This window comes from Pseudomonas sp. EA_35y_Pfl2_R111, from assembly GCF_963970955.1.
GTDB lineage: Bacteria > Pseudomonadota > Gammaproteobacteria > Pseudomonadales > Pseudomonadaceae > Aquipseudomonas.
Genome location: NZ_CAXAOM010000001.1, coordinates 595,896 through 612,590 on the forward strand (window position 1 = coordinate 595,896; position 16,695 = coordinate 612,590).

At 61.8% G+C, this 16,695-nt stretch carries 13 protein-coding genes; 9 read left to right on the forward strand and 4 right to left on the reverse strand.

What is annotated here, in order from left to right:
* Positions 1-57: 57 nt before the first annotated feature.
* Positions 58-564: a DUF1993 domain-containing protein gene (locus AACY25_RS03020; protein ID WP_339522428.1), complete on the forward strand. Its 507-nt coding sequence runs from the start codon at positions 58-60 to the stop codon at positions 562-564.
* A 13-nt stretch (positions 565-577) separates the two neighbouring features.
* Here AACY25_RS03020 and AACY25_RS03025 read toward each other — a convergent pair whose 3' ends face one another.
* Complete coding sequence (locus tag AACY25_RS03025) at positions 578-1,567, reverse strand: alpha/beta fold hydrolase (RefSeq protein WP_339522429.1); 990 nt, start codon at positions 1,565-1,567, stop codon at positions 578-580.
* Positions 1,568-1,745: 178 nt separating this feature from the next.
* Entirely contained in the window at positions 1,746-4,034 is a 2,289-nt protein-coding gene (gene metE / locus AACY25_RS03030; RefSeq protein WP_339522430.1) for a 5-methyltetrahydropteroyltriglutamate--homocysteine S-methyltransferase, read from the reverse strand.
* Positions 4,035-4,183: 149 nt separating this feature from the next.
* Between metE and metR the strand changes: the two genes are divergently transcribed.
* The 7 genes from metR (at position 4,184) to AACY25_RS03065 (ending at position 12,148) form a co-directional block, all read left to right on the forward strand.
* Positions 4,184-5,104 (forward strand): transcriptional regulator MetR, encoded by a 921-nt coding sequence (gene metR, locus AACY25_RS03035; protein WP_339522432.1) that lies wholly within the window; start codon positions 4,184-4,186, stop codon positions 5,102-5,104.
* Positions 5,105-5,154: 50 nt separating this feature from the next.
* Complete coding sequence (locus AACY25_RS03040) at positions 5,155-5,919, forward strand: substrate-binding periplasmic protein (RefSeq protein WP_339522433.1); 765 nt, start codon at positions 5,155-5,157, stop codon at positions 5,917-5,919.
* Between the two features lie 106 nt (positions 5,920-6,025).
* Positions 6,026-6,694: a TetR/AcrR family transcriptional regulator gene (locus tag AACY25_RS03045; RefSeq protein ID WP_339522434.1), complete on the forward strand. Its 669-nt coding sequence runs from the start codon at positions 6,026-6,028 to the stop codon at positions 6,692-6,694.
* 5 nt (positions 6,695-6,699) lie between these two features.
* Positions 6,700-7,782 (forward strand): efflux RND transporter periplasmic adaptor subunit, encoded by a 1,083-nt coding sequence (locus AACY25_RS03050; protein ID WP_339522435.1) that lies wholly within the window; start codon positions 6,700-6,702, stop codon positions 7,780-7,782.
* A 1-nt stretch (position 7,783) separates the two neighbouring features.
* Positions 7,784-10,930, forward strand: coding sequence for an efflux RND transporter permease subunit (locus tag AACY25_RS03055; protein WP_339522436.1), 3,147 nt, complete (start codon positions 7,784-7,786; stop codon positions 10,928-10,930).
* Between the two features lie 125 nt (positions 10,931-11,055).
* A complete protein-coding gene (locus tag AACY25_RS03060) occupies positions 11,056-11,793 on the forward strand; it encodes a glutathione S-transferase family protein (RefSeq protein ID WP_339522437.1) in 738 nt (245 codons plus the stop codon).
* A gap of 25 nt (positions 11,794-11,818) precedes the next feature.
* Positions 11,819-12,148 (forward strand): DHCW motif cupin fold protein, encoded by a 330-nt coding sequence (locus AACY25_RS03065; RefSeq protein ID WP_339522438.1) that lies wholly within the window; start codon positions 11,819-11,821, stop codon positions 12,146-12,148.
* 18 nt (positions 12,149-12,166) lie between these two features.
* Here the strand turns inward: AACY25_RS03065 and AACY25_RS03070 are convergent, their stop codons facing one another.
* Both AACY25_RS03070 and AACY25_RS03075 read right to left on the reverse strand, forming a co-directional pair.
* Positions 12,167-12,586, reverse strand: coding sequence for a VOC family protein (locus tag AACY25_RS03070; RefSeq protein ID WP_339522439.1), 420 nt, complete (start codon positions 12,584-12,586; stop codon positions 12,167-12,169).
* A gap of 25 nt (positions 12,587-12,611) precedes the next feature.
* Entirely contained in the window at positions 12,612-13,298 is a 687-nt protein-coding gene (locus tag AACY25_RS03075; RefSeq protein WP_339522440.1) for a class I SAM-dependent methyltransferase, read from the reverse strand.
* A gap of 301 nt (positions 13,299-13,599) precedes the next feature.
* Between AACY25_RS03075 and AACY25_RS03080 the strand changes: the two genes are divergently transcribed.
* A complete protein-coding gene (locus AACY25_RS03080) occupies positions 13,600-16,683 on the forward strand; it encodes a transglycosylase domain-containing protein (protein ID WP_339523808.1) in 3,084 nt (1,027 codons plus the stop codon).
* Positions 16,684-16,695: the final 12 nt, after the last annotated feature.

Below are 16,695 nucleotides of genomic sequence, written 5' to 3' on the forward strand. Positions count from 1 at the left end.
CTGCCCTTCTACATAATCGCGCCCGGGCAATCGGTTTCGGCGCTTCTGGAGATACCCATGTACCTGTCCATGTACCAAGCATCCATCCCTGTCTTCACCCGTCAACTGAACAACCTGTCGACCTTCCTCGGCATCGCCGCGGCCCACGCCGAAGAGAAAAAAATCGAGCAAAGCGTGTTTCTCAACGCGCGCCTGGCCCCCGATATGTTCCCACTGAGCCGCCAGGTGCAGATCGCCTGCGACGGCGCCAAGGCTGGCGCTGCGCTGCTAGCTGAAGTGGAAGCACCGAGCCACGCCGACGACGAAACCAGCTTCGCCGAGCTGCAAGCGCGCATCGCTAAAACCCTGAGTTTTCTGCAAGGCCTGAACGCCGCACAGATCGACGGCAGCGAAGCCCGCACCATCACCCTCAAGCGCCGCGACAAGGAAACCCACTTCCAGGGCCAAGCCTTCCTGCTTGATCACGTGCTGCCAAACTTCTACTTCCACCTCACCACCGCCTACGCCATCCTGCGCCACAACGGCGTGGCAATTGGTAAGCGTGATTTCCTCGGTACTCGCTAAGTAGCTCTGCGCCTTAAAGCCGCGCCCACTGCCCATCCTCACGATGGGCCTGCAGGTGCGGCAACACTGCCGCCAGCAAAGGCTCCTTGAACGCTTCCTGAAAGCGATGTGCCAGGCCAGGTATCAGCTTTAATTCGCTGTTTTTAATATGCGCCGCTACATGCACACCGTGCATCACCGGTAGCAGCGGATCGGCCGTGCCATGCACCACCAACGTTGGCACACGCAGACGGTTAAGCAGCTCGACCCGGCTCGGCTCAGCCAAGATCGCCAGCAGCTGGCGCTGCACACCCTCCGGATTGAAGGCGCGGTCGTAGGCGATCTGCGCCTGTTGCAGCAATAACTGCCGGTCATCGCTGACCGTGGGGCTGCCCAATGCCGCCAGCAGGTCAGCTTGTTGCTCCAACGCTATCGCGCGGTTGGGCGCTTCACGCTTGGCCAGCAGGCTCAGCAGCGCGCTGCTTGGTGCCGGCAAGCCCTGAGCACCGGAGCTGGTCATGATCAAGGTCAGGCTCTGCACCCGCTCAGGGGCAAGGTCGGCCATATGCTGGGCAATCATCCCGCCCATGCTCGCGCCCAGCACATGCACCTGATCCACCGCCAGGGCATCCAACAGGCCCAGGGCATCCAACGCCATATCGCGCAGCCCATAGGGCGCAGCCACCGACAAGCCAAGCCGATAACGCAGCGCTTCATAGGTCAGATTGATTTCCGGCGCGCTGCCAGCCCAAGTGCTCAGGCCGACATCCCGGTTATCGAAGCGGATCACCCGAAAGCCTTGCTGACACAGGCGCGTGACCACCTCATCTGGCCAGTGGATCAGCTGTCCACCGAGGCCCATGACCAGCAGCAGCGCCGGATCACTTTCACGACCAATGCTCTGGTACGCCAGACGCACCTCGCCCACATCAGCCGTGTGCATCGGCACCTGAACATCACAACGCTGCGCCGCAAAAGCCGGCAGGCCGCACAACAGTGCGGCGAAAAGAATCAACCCACGCATAACATCACCCAGACCTAGGGCAGCAGAACGCAGCACCCCATTAAGACGCGAGTGTGGTGATGTTTGTGCGAGCGCGCTGCCACACAAGCATGACAATTTGATGAAGGGAGACGAGCGGTCTCCCCTGCTACACCTGATCAGGCGCGCGGGAGGTGCTTTAGCGGCGACAGAACGCAGCTCAGGCCAGCTCAGTACGCAGCTGCCGTGCGGCAGACACCATGTTGATCAACGCTGCCTCGGTCTCCGGCCAGGCGCGGGTTTTCAGGCCGCAGTCCGGGTTGACCCACAGCCGCTCGACGGGGATGCGCTGGGCAGCCTTGCGCAGCAACTTGACCATATCGCTGCTGTCCGGCACCCGTGGCGAGTGGATGTCGTATACACCCGGACCGATGTCGTTGGGGTAATCGAAACGCTCGAAGGCCTCCAGCAGCTCCATGTCCGAACGTGAGGTTTCGATGGTGATCACGTCAGCATCCATGGCGGCGATGGAGTCGATCACATCGTTGAACTCGCTGTAGCACATATGGGTATGGATCTGCGTTTCATCGCGCACGCCGGAGGCGCACAGACGGAACGCCTCGGTGGCCCAGCTCAGGTAGCCCTGCCACTGCGCCTGACGCAGCGGAAGGCCTTCACGGAAGGCGGCTTCGTCGATCTGGACGATCTTGATCCCGGCCGTTTCCAGGTCAACCACCTCGTCACGAATGGCCAGGGCCAGCTGGCGCGCCTGCTGCTCACAGGAGATATCGTCACGCGGGAAGGACCACATCAGCATGGTCACCGGGCCGGTCAGCATGCCCTTCATCACCTTGTTAGTGAGGGTTTGTGCATAACCGATCCAGGCCACGGTCATGGCCTTGGGCCGGCTCAGGTCGCCATAGATCACCGCTGGTTTGACGCAGCGCGAGCCATAGCTCTGTACCCAGCCAAAACGGGTAAACGCATAACCGTCGAGCTGCTCGGCGAAGTATTCGACCATGTCATTGCGCTCAGCTTCGCCATGCACCAGCACATCCAGGCCGAGGTTTTCCTGCACCTGGACGGCGTGGCGAATCTCGCTGTGCATGGCCTCTGCATAATCACCCGCCGACAGTTTGCCGACTTTGAACGCCTGACGCGCCAGGCGGATCGAAGCCGTCTGCGGGAACGAACCAATGGTGGTGGTCGGGAACGACGGCAACTGTAGGCGCGCACGTTGCAGCTCGATGCGCGTGGCAAACGGCGACTGCCGCTGGCTATCAGCGGCAGTAATGGTCGCGAGGCGATCCTGCACGTTCTGCTTATGGATACGCGGTGATTGCGCACGACTGGCCTGCACGGCATTGCTGGCCGCCACTGCCGCTTGCACCTGGGCGTTCCGCGGGTCATTCAGAGCGCGGGTCAGCAGCGCAACTTCCTCGCACTTCTGCACGGCGAAGGCGAGCCAGCTTTTCAGCTCGTCATCCAGCTTGTCTTCGCGGTTCAGATCGACCGGGCTGTGCAGCAGCGAACAGCTCGGTGCCACCCACAACCGCTCACCCAAGCGCTCCTGAGCCTGTTGCAACGTCTCCAGCACCGCCTGCAGATCGGTACGCCAAACGTTGCGGCCGTTGACCACACCGAGAGACAGCACCTTATAGGCCGGCAGGCGGTCGAGGATAGTCGGGAACTGCTCAGGGGCACGCACCAGGTCGATATGCAAGCCGTCCACCGGCAGGCTGGCGGCCAGGCCGAGGTTGTCTTCCAGGCCGGCAAAATAGGTGGCGATCAGCTTCTTGCCCGGTTCACGCTGCAGCAGGTTATAGGCACGTTCGACGGCATTCTTCCAGGCTTGCGGCAGGTCCAGCACCAGAATCGGCTCGTCGATCTGCACCCACTCCACCCCCTGAGCGGCCAGGCGCTGGAGAATTTCGCCGTAGACCGGCAGCAAACACTCCAGCAGGTCGAGTTTGTCGAAATCGGCGCCCTTGGCTTTGCCCAGCCACAGATAGGTCAGCGGGCCGATCAGCACCGGCTTGATGCGGTGACCCAGGGCGCGTGCTTCTTCTACTTCATCGAACAGCTGCTCCCAGCTCAGGCGGAACTGCTGATCGGCAGTGAATTCCGGCACCAGATAGTGGTAGTTGGTATCGAACCACTTGGTCATTTCCTGGGCATGGGCACCGCCGCAGCAGCTATTACTGACGCCGCGCGCCATGCCAAACAGGGTATCCAGGGTCGGCTTGCCATTTGCCGGACGGAAGCGCTCGGGGATCACGCCGAAGGTCAGCGAATGCGTCAGCACCTGGTCGTACCAGGCGAAGTCACCAACCGGCAGCAAGTCGATGCCGGCGTCTTTCTGCAGTTGCCAGTGAGCGGCGCGCAGCTCGCGGCCAACCGCTTGCAGGCCGGCCTCGTCCAGTTCATCTTTCCAGTAGGCCTCCAGGGCCTTTTTCAGTTCACGGTCGCGACCGATACGCGGAAAACCAAGGGTATGGGACAGGGCCATGTCAGAACGCTCCAGCAGATCAATAAGATGCAGCTATTCTCGGCACCCCGTCTAAGTGAGACAAACTCAATCTATTCGCCTTGATCTACAGTTTCACTCATGTTCTGCTTGTCGTCGGAATCCCGCCCTGCCAAATACCGAGGCCCGCCATGCTCGAATTGCGTCACCTGAAAACTCTGCATGCCCTGCGCGAAAGCGAAAGCCTGGTGGATGCTGCCGAGCGTCTACACCTGACCCAATCAGCACTCTCCCATCAGTTCAAGGAGCTGGAGGAGCGCCTGGGCATGCAGCTGTTTGTGCGCAAGACCAAACCGGTGCGCTTTACCAGCGCCGGTCTGCGCTTGTTGCAGCTGTCCGACACGGTGTTGCCGCTGCTGCGCGGGGCCGAACGCGACCTAGCGCGCCTGGCCGGTGGCACCGCGGGCAGGCTGCATATGGCCATCGAATGCCACAGTTGCTTCCAATGGCTGATGCCGACCATCGACCAGTTCCGCGACGCCTGGCCGGAAGTGGAGCTGGACTTGGCATCGGGCTTCTCCTTCGCCCCGCTGCCGGCGTTGGCCCGCGGCGATCTGGACCTGGTGGTCACCAGCGATCCCGTCGAGCTGGCCGGTATCACCTATGTGCCGCTGTTTACCTATGAGGCGATGCTGGCGGTTGCCAATCAGCATCCACTGGCGAGCAAGCCGTGTATCAAGCCGCAGGACCTGGCCACGGAAACCCTGATCACTTACCCGGTGGAGCGTGATCGCCTGGATATCTTCACCCGTTTTCTCGAACCCGCTGATGTCGAGCCCGCTCAGGTACGCACGTCCGAGCTGACGGTGATGATGATGCAACTGGTGGCCAGCGGGCGCGGGGTGTGCGGCCTGCCCAACTGGGCACTGCATGAATACAGTTCGCGCGGCTACGTGACCGCCAAGCGCCTGGGCGACAAGGGCTTGTTCGCCACCCTGCATGCCGGTATCCGCACCGACATGCTCGACGCGCCGTTTATGCGCGACTTCCTGCTGACAGCCAAGGACACCTCCTTCGCCAACCTGGAAGGCGTCAGCGTGGCGCGCGGCTAGAGTGAGTGTGCTTAGCTTGAATAAACCGCCACCTGAATATCGAGCACTGCATGCGTCGTTTGCTCACCGTCTTGCTGCTCTGTGCCGGCCTTTGCCAGCCCGCACAGAGCCAGGAACATATCCGCATCGCCATCGGCGAATGGCCACCCTTTATCGGTAAGGCGCTGCCGCACTATGGGGTGGTGCCACAACTGATCAACGAAGCCTTTGCCACCCAGGGTATCAGCGTGGAATACGGCTTCTTCCCCTGGAAACGCGCCTATGCGGAAGTTAAACGGGGCCGCTGGCAAGCCTCAGCCATCTGGGGTCGCACGCCGGAGCGCGAGGCCGACTGCCTGTTTTCCTCGGTGGTGTATCGCGATGAAGTAGTGCTGTTCTACCGCCGTGACAATCCCATCAGCTGGGACGGTAGCCTGGCCGGAGCCGAGCAGCTAAACGGCTTGCGCATCGGTATTCCGCTGGGCTCGGCGAAGATGCCGGTGCTGGAGCAAGCCGAACAACGCGGCTGGGTGCAGTACGAGGCAGGCGGTGATGAACTGATCAACCTGCGCAAGCTGGCCGCCGGGCGCATTGACGCGGTGGACATCGTCAAAGGCTCGGGGAGCCATGTACTCAACCAGCTCAGCGCCAAGGAGCGAGCCCGCCTGACCACCACGCAACCCTATGAAACCTGGGACTACCACCTGATCTTCTCCCGCCAGCTACCTGAGAGCGAGCGCCTGCAGCAACTGTTCGATCAGGGCCTGCGTGAGCTGAAAGACAGCGGCCGTTACGCAAAACTCTGGCAGCAGTTCACCTCGCCCACCACCCCCTGAAACCCTGTCGGATCGAGCCACGGCAAAGCCTGTTACATCTGCCGGCTTGCTCACCGTGACCGACAGTCATAGCATGACCACTGGTCACGACTTTCGATAAATACCCATGCGCTACCAAGACCAACTCTTTGAACAACGCGAGAAAACCCTCCTCGATGCAGCCCGCCAGCTGTTTGCCGAGCAGCCCTGGGACCGCGTAACCATTGCCGAAGTGGCGATTGCCGCCGGTATCGGCAAAGGCACGGTGTACAAACACTTCCCCAGCAAAGAAGCCCTGTATGCGCGCCTGGTGCTCGACCTCAGCCGCGACAACTTGCTAGAACTGCGCGAGCTGCATGCCGCTAGCCCAGCACAGGACGCCATGCGCCGTGTGATCCACCGCGCCTTCGAACAAATGCTGGCCAACCCGATCCAGGCGCAGCTGTGTTTGCACTGCGACCGTCCGGAGTTTCAAGAGCGCCTGGAAACCCCATATCGTCAGCAGTTCCTCGATATGGAGCGCGAATTTCAGCTGTTCTTCAGCGACATGCTCAGCGTCGCCTTAAACAACCAGGCGCTAAGCCAGCGCGACTGTCAGAACCTGTTGTGGGGCGTCGAGGCCTGCGTCAACGGGGTGATGGCGCGCATCGCCTCCGGTGGTTTTGTCCACTGGGCCGAACCGATTGCCCTGGATGAGTATTTCGCCCGCGTCACCGACTTCATCATTGCCGGCCTGCGTACTCAGGCCGCTGAATTGCTTGCGCAAGTCCCTGGTCAACCCTATAGCCACGAGTAACCACCATGTTCAGTCAGCTGTTCAAACGCCCCTGGTTGATCGCCGTCGCCATCAGTCTGCTGCTCGTGCTCTGGCTGTTCAGCGGTGCGCTGTTCGAGGCTCAGGAAACCGCCACGGCCGATGCGCCCACAGAAAAACAGGGCCTGGCCAAGGTTGAAGTGCAATGGCTGGAAGCCAGCCCGATGCAACGCCAACATGTGGTGCAGGGGCAGATCGAAGCCTGGCGCCGGGTCGAACTGCGCTCGCAGATCAGCGGCACGGTGGTACGTCTGGATCAGGATAAAGGCAACCCGGTCAAGCAAGGCCAGCTACTGCTTAGCCTGTCCACGGACAACCGCCCGGCCCAGGTGGCCAAGGGTGAAGCGGATGTACGCCAGCGCGCCGCCGATGCCAGCGCTGCCGAACGGCTGCGTGAACGCAACATGGTTTCCGCCAACGAGCTGATCCGCCTGCAGAGCGAGCTGGCCAAGGCCCGTGCCGAGTTGGACCTGGCGCGCATTCAGCTGGGCAATACGCAAATCACTGCGCCCTTTGCCGGGGTGTATGACCAACGCATGGTTGAGTTGGGCGATTTCGTTCAGCCGGGGCAAGGTCTGCTGACCCTGGTGGATATCAGCCAGCTCAAGGTCAGCGCGCAGATTGCCCAACAGGAAGTCACCCAACTGACTTTGGGCCAAAGCGTGCGCGTCGAGCTGCTCGATGGCCGCGAACTGCAGGGTGAGCTGCACTTTATCGCCGCAGCTGCAGACCCCGGCTCACGCAGTTTCCGTATCGAGGTCAAGGTCGACAATCCGCAGGCTCTGCGTCTGGCGGGTGCCAGCGCCACCCTGCATGTACAGACTGGCGAAGCCCTGGCTCATCGCCTGTCGCCTGCCCTGCTGAGCCTGGATAAAGCCGGCCGGCATGGCGTCAAGTGGGTGAACGAGCAGCAACAGGTGGAATTCACGCCCGTGCAACTGATCAGCGTCGACAATCAGGGAGCCTGGGTCAGCGGCCTGCCAAACAAGGTGGCCTTGATCACCCTCGGCCAGGGTTTTGTCGAGCCGGGCCAGCAGGTCATCAGCCAGCTGGCCAAAGGGGGTAGCTGATATGCATGGCCTGATCGCTGCAGCGCTGGATCGCAGCCGCACCAGCCTATTGTTATTGCTGTTTCTTATGTTCGGCGGGCTGACGGCGTATTTCGCCATCCCCAAGGAAGCCAATCCGGATGTCAGCATCCCGATCATCTATGTCTCGGTAACCCTCGAAGGCATCAGCCCGGAAGACGCCGAGCGCCTGCTGGTAAGGCCACTGGAGCAGGAGCTGCGCAGCCTCGAAGGGGTCAAGGAAATGCGTTCCATGGCCAGCGAAGGCCATGCTTCGGTAACCCTGGAATTCGATGCCGGATTCAATGCCAAGCTGGCCCTGGCCGATGTACGCGAGAAGGTCGATACCGCGCGCAGCAAGCTGCCGGAAGAGGCCGAGGAACCTACGGTCAATGAAGTCAACGTGGCGCTGTTTCCAGTGCTGTCGATTGGCCTGTCCGGGCCGATTGCCGAAACCGAATTGGTGTATATCGCCCGTCGCCTGAAAGAAAACGTCGAAGGCATCGCCGAAGTGCTGTCGGTAGAAATCGGCGGCGACCGCGAGGACCTGCTGGAGATCGTCGTCGACCCGCAGGTACTCGACAGCTACGGCATTGATTACAACGAGCTGTTCAATCTGATCAGCCGCAACAACCGCTTAGTCGCCGCCGGTAGTCTGGACACCGGTGCCGGGCGCATGAGCATGAAAGTGCCCGGGGTGATCGAAAACCTCGAAGACGTGCTGTCCATGCCGATCAAGGTGGTAGGCAACAGCGTGGTGACCTTCGGCGACGTCGCCACCATTCACCGCACCTTCAAGGACCCTACCGGTTACGCACGAATCAATGGCCAGCCGGCCGTGGTGCTGGAAGTTTCCAAACGCAGCGGCGCCAACATCATCGACACCATCGAGCAGGTCAAAGCGCTAATGGTCAAGGCTCAGCCGCTGCTGCCCGAAGGCCTCAAGGTCAGCTACATCATGGATCAGTCGCAGCAGGTAAAAACCATGCTCAGCGACCTGCTCAACAACGTGATAACCGCCATCGTGCTGGTGCTGATTCTGGTGGTGGCGAGCATGGGTATGCGCTCGGCCTTGCTGGTTGGCTTGACTATTCCAGGGGCTTTTCTGACCGGTATTTTGCTTATCTGGATGCTCGGATTCACCCTGAATATAGTCGTGCTGTTCAGCCTGATTCTGGTCGCCGGCATGTTGGTCGATGGCGCCATTGTGGTGTCTGAGCTGGCCGACCGTTACCTGCACCAGGGGCAAACGCCGCGCCAGGCCTGGGCTAACGCTGCCACGCGAATGGCCTGGCCGGTGATCGCCTCCACTGCCACCACCCTGGTGGTGTTTCTGCCGCTGCTGTTCTGGCCCGGTGTGGTCGGCCAGTTTATGAAATACCTGCCGGCCACGGTCATTGTCTGCCTACTGGCCTCGCTGGCCATGGCACTGGTGTTTCTGCCGGTACTCGGCGCGGTCACCGGCGGCCAGCCGCTGCCGCAAGCCACCCAGCCCGGCCGTGGCGCCGTCGGTTATCGGCGCCTGCTGGGCAACTTGCTGAAACGCCCCGGCCTGACCCTGCTGGGCATGCTCGCAGTGATCGCGCTGATTTACACCGCCTATGGCCGCTTTAACCATGGAGTGGAGTTCTTCCCCGAAGTCGAACCGGAAAACGCGCAAATCTGGCTGCGCGCCCGTGGCGATTTATCCGTGCAAGAGAAAGACGTTCTGCTGCAAAAGGTGGAACAACGCCTGCTCGGCATGAGCGAGGTCAAGGCGCTGTATGCCCGCTCCCTGGCGCAGCCGGACGGCCAGCTCGGTGCGGATGTAATCGGCACCCTGCAGTTCCAGTTCGTTGAATGGCACGAGCGGCGCTCGGCCGGCAAGATTCTCGCGGACATGAGCACGCGCACTGCGGATATCCCCGGCATCGTCCTGGAATTCCGCAAGCAGGAAGAAGGCCCGAGCAGTGGTAAGCCGGTGAAACTGCAGGTCAGCTCGCTGGACCCGGCCAAGGCTGATCAGTGGGTCGAGCAGGTACGCGCCAATATGCAGCGTCTGGGCGGATTCAAGGACATCGAGGATGACCGCGCCCTGCCGGGCATCGAATGGCGGGTCAAGGTCGACCGCGAGTCGGCCGCCCGTTTCGGCGCAGATGTGCTGAGCGTGGGCAATGCCGTGCAGATGGTTACCAATGGCCTGAAACTGGCCACCTACCGCCCAGAAGACGCCAATGATGAAGTGGATATCCGCGTGCGCCTACCGGCCAACTGGCGCTCCCTCGACCAACTCGGCCGGCTGACGCTGAACACCCCGGCCGGGCAGATTCCGCTGAGCAACTTCGTCTCCCTGCAACAGGCGCCCAAGGTCGGCACCCTGCGCAGGGTCGATGGCAACCGCACCATCACCGTGCAGGCCGATATAGCCGAAGGCGCGCGCCTGGACGAACGCCTGCAAGCCCTGCGCGAGGCTATGGGCGAAGTGTCCAGCGATGTGCAGGTGAAGTTCGCCGGCGAGGATGCCGACCAGCGTGAAGCCGCGACCTTTCTTGGAACCGCCTTTGCGGTGGCGATCTTCCTGATGTTTATCATCCTGGTGACCCAGTTCAACAGCATCTACCAATCGCTGCTGGTGCTCTCGGCCATCGTTCTGTCCACCGCTGGAGTGCTGATGGGCCTGTTGGTCAACGGTCAATCGTTCGGCATCGTGATGGTGGGTATGGGCCTGATCGCCCTGGCGGGCATTGTGGTTAACAACAACATCATCCTGATCGACACCTACAACCAGCTACGCCGTCAGGGCCTGGAGCCGCGTGAAGCGGCACTGGAAACCGGCAGTTTGCGCTTGCGCCCGGTGCTGCTCACTGCCGTAACTACAGTGCTCGGCCTGGTGCCAATGGTGATCGGGGTCAACGTCGACCTGCTCACCCCAAGCCTGGGCTTTGGCGCGCCGTCAACCCAGTGGTGGACCCAGCTCTCCAGTGCGATTGCCGGTGGCCTGAGCTTCGCCACTGTGCTGACTCTGTTGCTGACGCCTTGCCTGCTGGTACTCGGCTCACGATTCGAACGTCGCCCGCCGCCGCTGGAGACCTTCGACGACGACCTGTTCGACCTACCGGAGCACCTACTGGCCAATCCGCCAGGCAAAACCGAGCTGCAACGCACGCCATAAACTCTATGCCCAGGTCAGCAGTGGCCTGGGCATAGCCCCCCCAACGAAAGCCTGGCCTCCAGGCTGCGACTGGGTAGTCGGGCCGCCAGCCCGTACACTCGGCGCATCATTGCCGAGGGCACACCATGCGCACGCTTTATCAGTTCCCGATTTCCCACTACTGCGAAAAAACCCGTTGGCACCTGGACCATAAGGGCCTCGAGTTTCAGGTCGACAACCTCTTCCCCGGCCTGCACCGATTGAAGAGCAAGCGCCTGGCGGACATCGTCACCCTGCCAATTCTCAGGGATGGCGACAGCGTGATTGGCGACTCGACGCAGATTGCCCTGTATCTGGAACAGCGCTACCCGCAGCGCCCATTGCTGCCGAGCGACGCCGCACAACGCGCCGACGTACTGGAGCTGGAAGAACAGTTCGATCGCCTGGGCGTGCATGTACGGCGCTGGCTGTATGGCCAGATCAAACAGTGGGACTCGGTGATGCACGCCATGCTCAAGGTCTACCGACCATTGCTGGGCCTGCGCGACCTGATGAAGCCGGTGCTAATCAACGGAGTGCAACGTCTGTATGGCGTCACCCCGCCGCGCGTGGCGAAGTCTCAGGCCGAGCTGCTCGAAGGCCTGGCGCTGATCGAATCACGCATCCACGGCGATCCGTCACGCTATCTGGTGGGTGAGCAACTGACCCTGGCCGATATCAGCGCCGCCGCGCTGTTCGCCCCGCTGTTCACACCAGCAGGCACGCCATGGGCTGGCATCGCTGGACATGACAGCAAAACCCAGGCCTTTCTCGACGAACTGAACGCTCACCCGGCTGGCCAGTGGGTACTGCGCCGCTATGCCGAAGATCGTCAACGTAACTGAGTCGTTTCACTAAAGGATTCATGCCATGAACATCAGCGATATCCCCTTCGGCGTCACCGACTGGAGCCAGGTCGAGCGCAGCGAACACGCCGGCGAAACCGGCATGGCCTATTGGCGCACCCAAGTTTTCGGCAATATCCGCGTGCGCATGGTCGAGTACAGCGCCGGCTACCTGGCCGATCACTGGTGTAAGAAGGGCCATATCCTGCTGTGCCTGGATGGCGAACTGCACACCGAACTGGAAGATGGCCGGCGCTTTGTGATGACGGCGGGTATGAGCTATCAGGTCGCCGATCAGGCCGAAGCGCATCGCTCATCCACCACCAGCGGAGCGCGACTGTTTATCGTCGACTGAAGCGGCATATACATGCCCTCAGTCATGCTGGGCATCATCCACTTCGGCATAACCCTGGCCTCGCCATTGCAACAGGCAACAGCCATGGCCAAAAGGGTCGCGCAGGCCGACCAGACGCCCCCATGCCTGGTTCTGGATCGGTCCTTCCTGCCGTGCCCCAGCCGCCAGGGCGCGGGCCAGGGCGTCATCCAGATCCTCGACCTGCAGGTCGAGGTGCAACGGAGTCCAGTGCGGTTGATAGCTGCGCTCTGCAGTACTGCCCGCGAAGGGCACGGTGCCTGCAGCCTTGGCCAGCAGATAAATGGGCATTGGCGCGCCCAGCAGCTCGCGCACCTGGCCGGCAAACAGGCTCCGCCCCAGTTGCAGGCCAAAGGCCTGGGTATAAAACGCGCTGGCCGTATCGATATCCGGCACGTCGATATTCAGCAGCAGTTGCATCCACCCTCCTCTTTTCAGAGACCTGCTAGCCGCGCTCTGAGCTGAGCAGCATTAGCAGCGACACCGGCTGCTCGCTCTCTGGATGCAGCGGCTCCTGCAGCCATTGCAGGCGCCAGCCAGTGTCGCTGAACAGGCCCAGCCAAGACTCCAGCGTGCGGAAAAACCAGGGCATCGGCTGGGCAAAACCTTCGCCAAAGCCGGCAAAGGTTTCCACGCGCCAACCATCGCGATAACCCGCATCATTGCAGGCGCGCCAGGGATGTAGGGTCTGGATCAGCAGCCGACCATCGGCTGCCAGCAAGCCATGCAGGGCATTCAGGGTGGGCGCCAGGGGTTCTTCCAGCAGGGCGAAATTGCCCACCAGCGTATCGAAACGCCCTAGCTGCGCGGCCTGGCTTTCCAGCTCGGCATAACCGCACACGCGGTACTGCGATGCGCCGCCAGCCGCCTGTTGTGCCACGGCGATCAAAGGGGCGGAGGCATCCACGCCGACGGCCTCAATGCCATACTCGACCAGCCCACGGCACAACCAGCCTTCGCCGCAGCCCAGATCCAGCACACGTTTGGGCGCCAAGGCGAGAATCGCCTGGATGATCGCCGCGTCCGTCACCAATCGACGACTCTCGATGCGCTGCTCGCGCACCGCGGCCGTCCAGGCATCGGCATTCGCCTGCCAACTGAGGTTGAGTTGCTCCCGATGATCGCGTTGCATAGCTCACTCGTCGCCTGTTCCGTCACGGCAAAATTCTAGCAATCTGCAGGTGCACGCAGCGCCAGGGGCAATCCTGCGCCAGTTATCGGACAGCTGTGTTGCCGCTGATCACTTAATCCGCGCACCGGCACATAAAAATCAGCAAAAAATCCTCTCGCCACTATGTCCCGCCATGCCTACCTGGCCCACCAGCGGCTAAACTGCGGACAGTGGCCAGCTGAGAGGACTCAGTGTTCAAGCCCGCTGAAGTTATTCAGCAACCTGTCAAACCTTATGGATGAGTACATCAGGCTAAATGAATATGGGCGCACCCTGGCAACTCGACATCACTACCCTGCCAGCCGGCAAGCAACCCAACCGGCGCAAGCGCGCCAGTAAGTTGAAGGTCAGCTTCTGGCTGCTCGTTCTGCTGTCGTGCATCGCCGCCGGACTGCTGCTTATCGAGGAAGTACGTACCTCGCGCTTCCAGGCTCAGGAGCTTAGCCGCTACGCGCAAACCCTCAGTTACCGGGTCAAACCGGGCCCCAGCCCGGCGATCATCTACCCCAAGGAAGGCCCCTTCGACAAGCGCCAGGGCTACACCTACCTGCCCTTGATGCTAGAGCGCCTTGGCCAGCGCAATTTTATCGTGCAGCAACAGGCGCAGTTCTCTCCCGCCCTGCTCGACTATGCCCAGCGCGGCCTGTTTGTTCCCTACCCGGAAAAAATCCAGAGCGGCCTGCGCATCGATGACTGCAGCGGCACGCCGTTCTATGAGTTTCGCTACCCGCAGCAGCGTTACCCGAGCTTCAACGCCATCCCGCCGCTGGTGGCCGGCAGCCTGCTGTTTATCGAAAACCGCAAGCTGCTCGATCCCGAGCAACCACTGGCCAATCCGGCAGTGGATTGGCCGCGCTTCGTTATGGCGGCCATTTCCCAGGTCGGCAAACTGCTGGATATGCAGGACCAATCAGCAGGCGGCAGCACCCTGGCCACCCAGTTAGAGAAATACCGTCACTCCCCGGACGGCCTGACCTTGTCGGCCACCGAAAAACTGCGGCAGATGCTCTCCGCCAGCGTGCGCGCTTACCAGAGTGGCCCACAGACGCTGGCTGCGCGGGAAAATATCGTGCGCGACTATCTAAACAGCGTGCCGCTCTCTGCCGCCCCTGGGCACGGCGAGGTACATGGTCTGGCGGATGGCCTGCGTATTTGGTTCGGCGCGGACTTCGCACGAGTTAACCAGCTACTCGATCCCGCACGCTCACCGGATGCGAGCCTGGCAGAGCGCGGCCTGGCCTTACGCCAGGTGTTGGCCCTGATGATTGCTCAGCGGCGCCCATCCTATTACCTGGCCCAGGGTCGCAATGACCTGGCCGAGCTGACTGACAGCCATATCCGCCTGCTGGCCGGCGGCGGCCTGATTGACCCGCCGCTGCGCGACGCAGCCCTGCGCGAACAGCTCACCTACCGCGACTGGACGCTGGACCCCAACCTGCAGCCGGTAGATAGCAACAAGGGCATCAGCGTCTCGCGGGCGCGGCTTTCAACCATGCTCAATATGCCGCTATATGATCTGGACCGTCTCGATCTAAGCGCCACCAGCACACTGAACAACGAGCTACAGCAGGCCGCCAGCCACTACCTGCAGCAATTAGCCGACCCGGACTTTGCCGGGCAGATCGGTCTGTTTGGCGAACGTTTGCTGTCCCCGGAAAAAACCGCCGACGTGCGCTATAGCTTCACCCTGTTCGAGCGCACCAGTAACGGCAGCGTGGTGCGGGTGCAGACCGACAGCACCGACCAGCCGTTCGACATCAATGAAGGCAGCAAGCTGGAACTGGGTTCCACCGCCAAGCTCAGGGTGCTGGCCACCTATCTGGAAATCATTGCCGAACTGCACCAGCGCCACGCGGGGCGGAGCGCCAGCGAATTACGCGCGGTCAACGCCCAGGACAACCTCACCCGCTGGGCTATCAGTTACCTGCAGAGCACCCCCAACGCGAGCCTGCCGGCCATGCTCGACGCCGCGCTGGAGCGCAAATACTCGGCCAACCCTGGCGAGCGCTTCTTCACTGGCGGCGGCATCCACACCTTCGCCAACTTCCGCCGCGAGGATAATCAGCGCATCGCCAGCATGCGCGAAGCACTGCGGGAGTCGCTCAATCTGCCCTTCATCCGCCTGATGCGTGATCTGGTGCGCTACAGCACCTATCAGGGCCAGGACAACAGCGCCGAACTGCTCAAGGACGACAATGACCCGCGCCGCCAGGCCTATCTGCAAGATTTCGCCGACCGCGAAGGCACTACTTTCCTGCTGCGTTTCTGGCGCAAGTACCAGGGCCAGCCTGAACAACAGCGCCTGGATACCTTTCTCAATGGCCTGCGCCACACCTCGGTGCGCCTCGCCGCCGTGCACCGCTACCTGATGCCACATGCCGACGAAGCCAGTTTCGCCGCCTTCCTGCGCAAGTACCTGCCCCAGGAAAAACTCAGCGATAAGCGCATCGCCGAGCTCTATAAGCGCTACGGTCCCGGTGCCTACGACCTGCCGGACCAGGGCTATATCGCCCGCGTACACCCGCTTGAGCTGTGGCTGTTGGGTTATCTGATCGAACAACCGCAAGCCACCTTCAGCAATGCTGTGGCCGCCAGCCAGGACGAGCGCCAGAAAGTCTACGGCTGGCTGTTCCGCAGCCGCCATAAGAGCGCACGCGACAGCCGGATCCGTATCATGCTGGAGGTGGAAGCCTTCCTCGATATTCATCGGCGCTGGCAAAACCTCGGCTATCCCTTCGCCCACCTGGTGCCATCATTGGCCACCGCCATTGGCAGTTCCGGCGACCGCCCGGCAGCGCTGGCCGAGCTGGTGGGAATTATCCAGAACGATGGCATTCGCCAGCCCACCGCACGCATCGACAGCCTGCATTTTGCCGCTGATACGCCCTACGACACCCTGGTAGTCCGCGACCACACCGAGGGCAAGCGAGTCATGGCCTCTGAGGTCGCAGCGGCGCTGCGCAGCGCGCTCGCCGATGTGGTTGAAACCGGCACCGCGCGACGCTTGCTCGGCAGCTTTACCCAGGCCGATGGCCAGCCGCTCAAGGTCGGTGGCAAAACCGGCACAGGCGATAACCGCATCGAAACCGTTGGCGCTGGTGGCCGAGTGCTCAGCTCGCGAGCGATGAACCGCACCGCGACCTTCGTCTTCTACCTCGGCTCACGCCACTACGGCACCCTCACCGCATTCGTCCCCGGCCGCGCTGCAGAAAGCTTTCGTTTCACCTCGGCGCTACCGGTGCAGGTACTCAAGGGCATGGCGCCCATTCTGCAGCCCTACCTTGAGCCGGATACCTACAGTAAATGCCTGCCTCCTACGCCAGCGGTCCAGGCCAGTAACTTGTAAGGCCGCAATAAA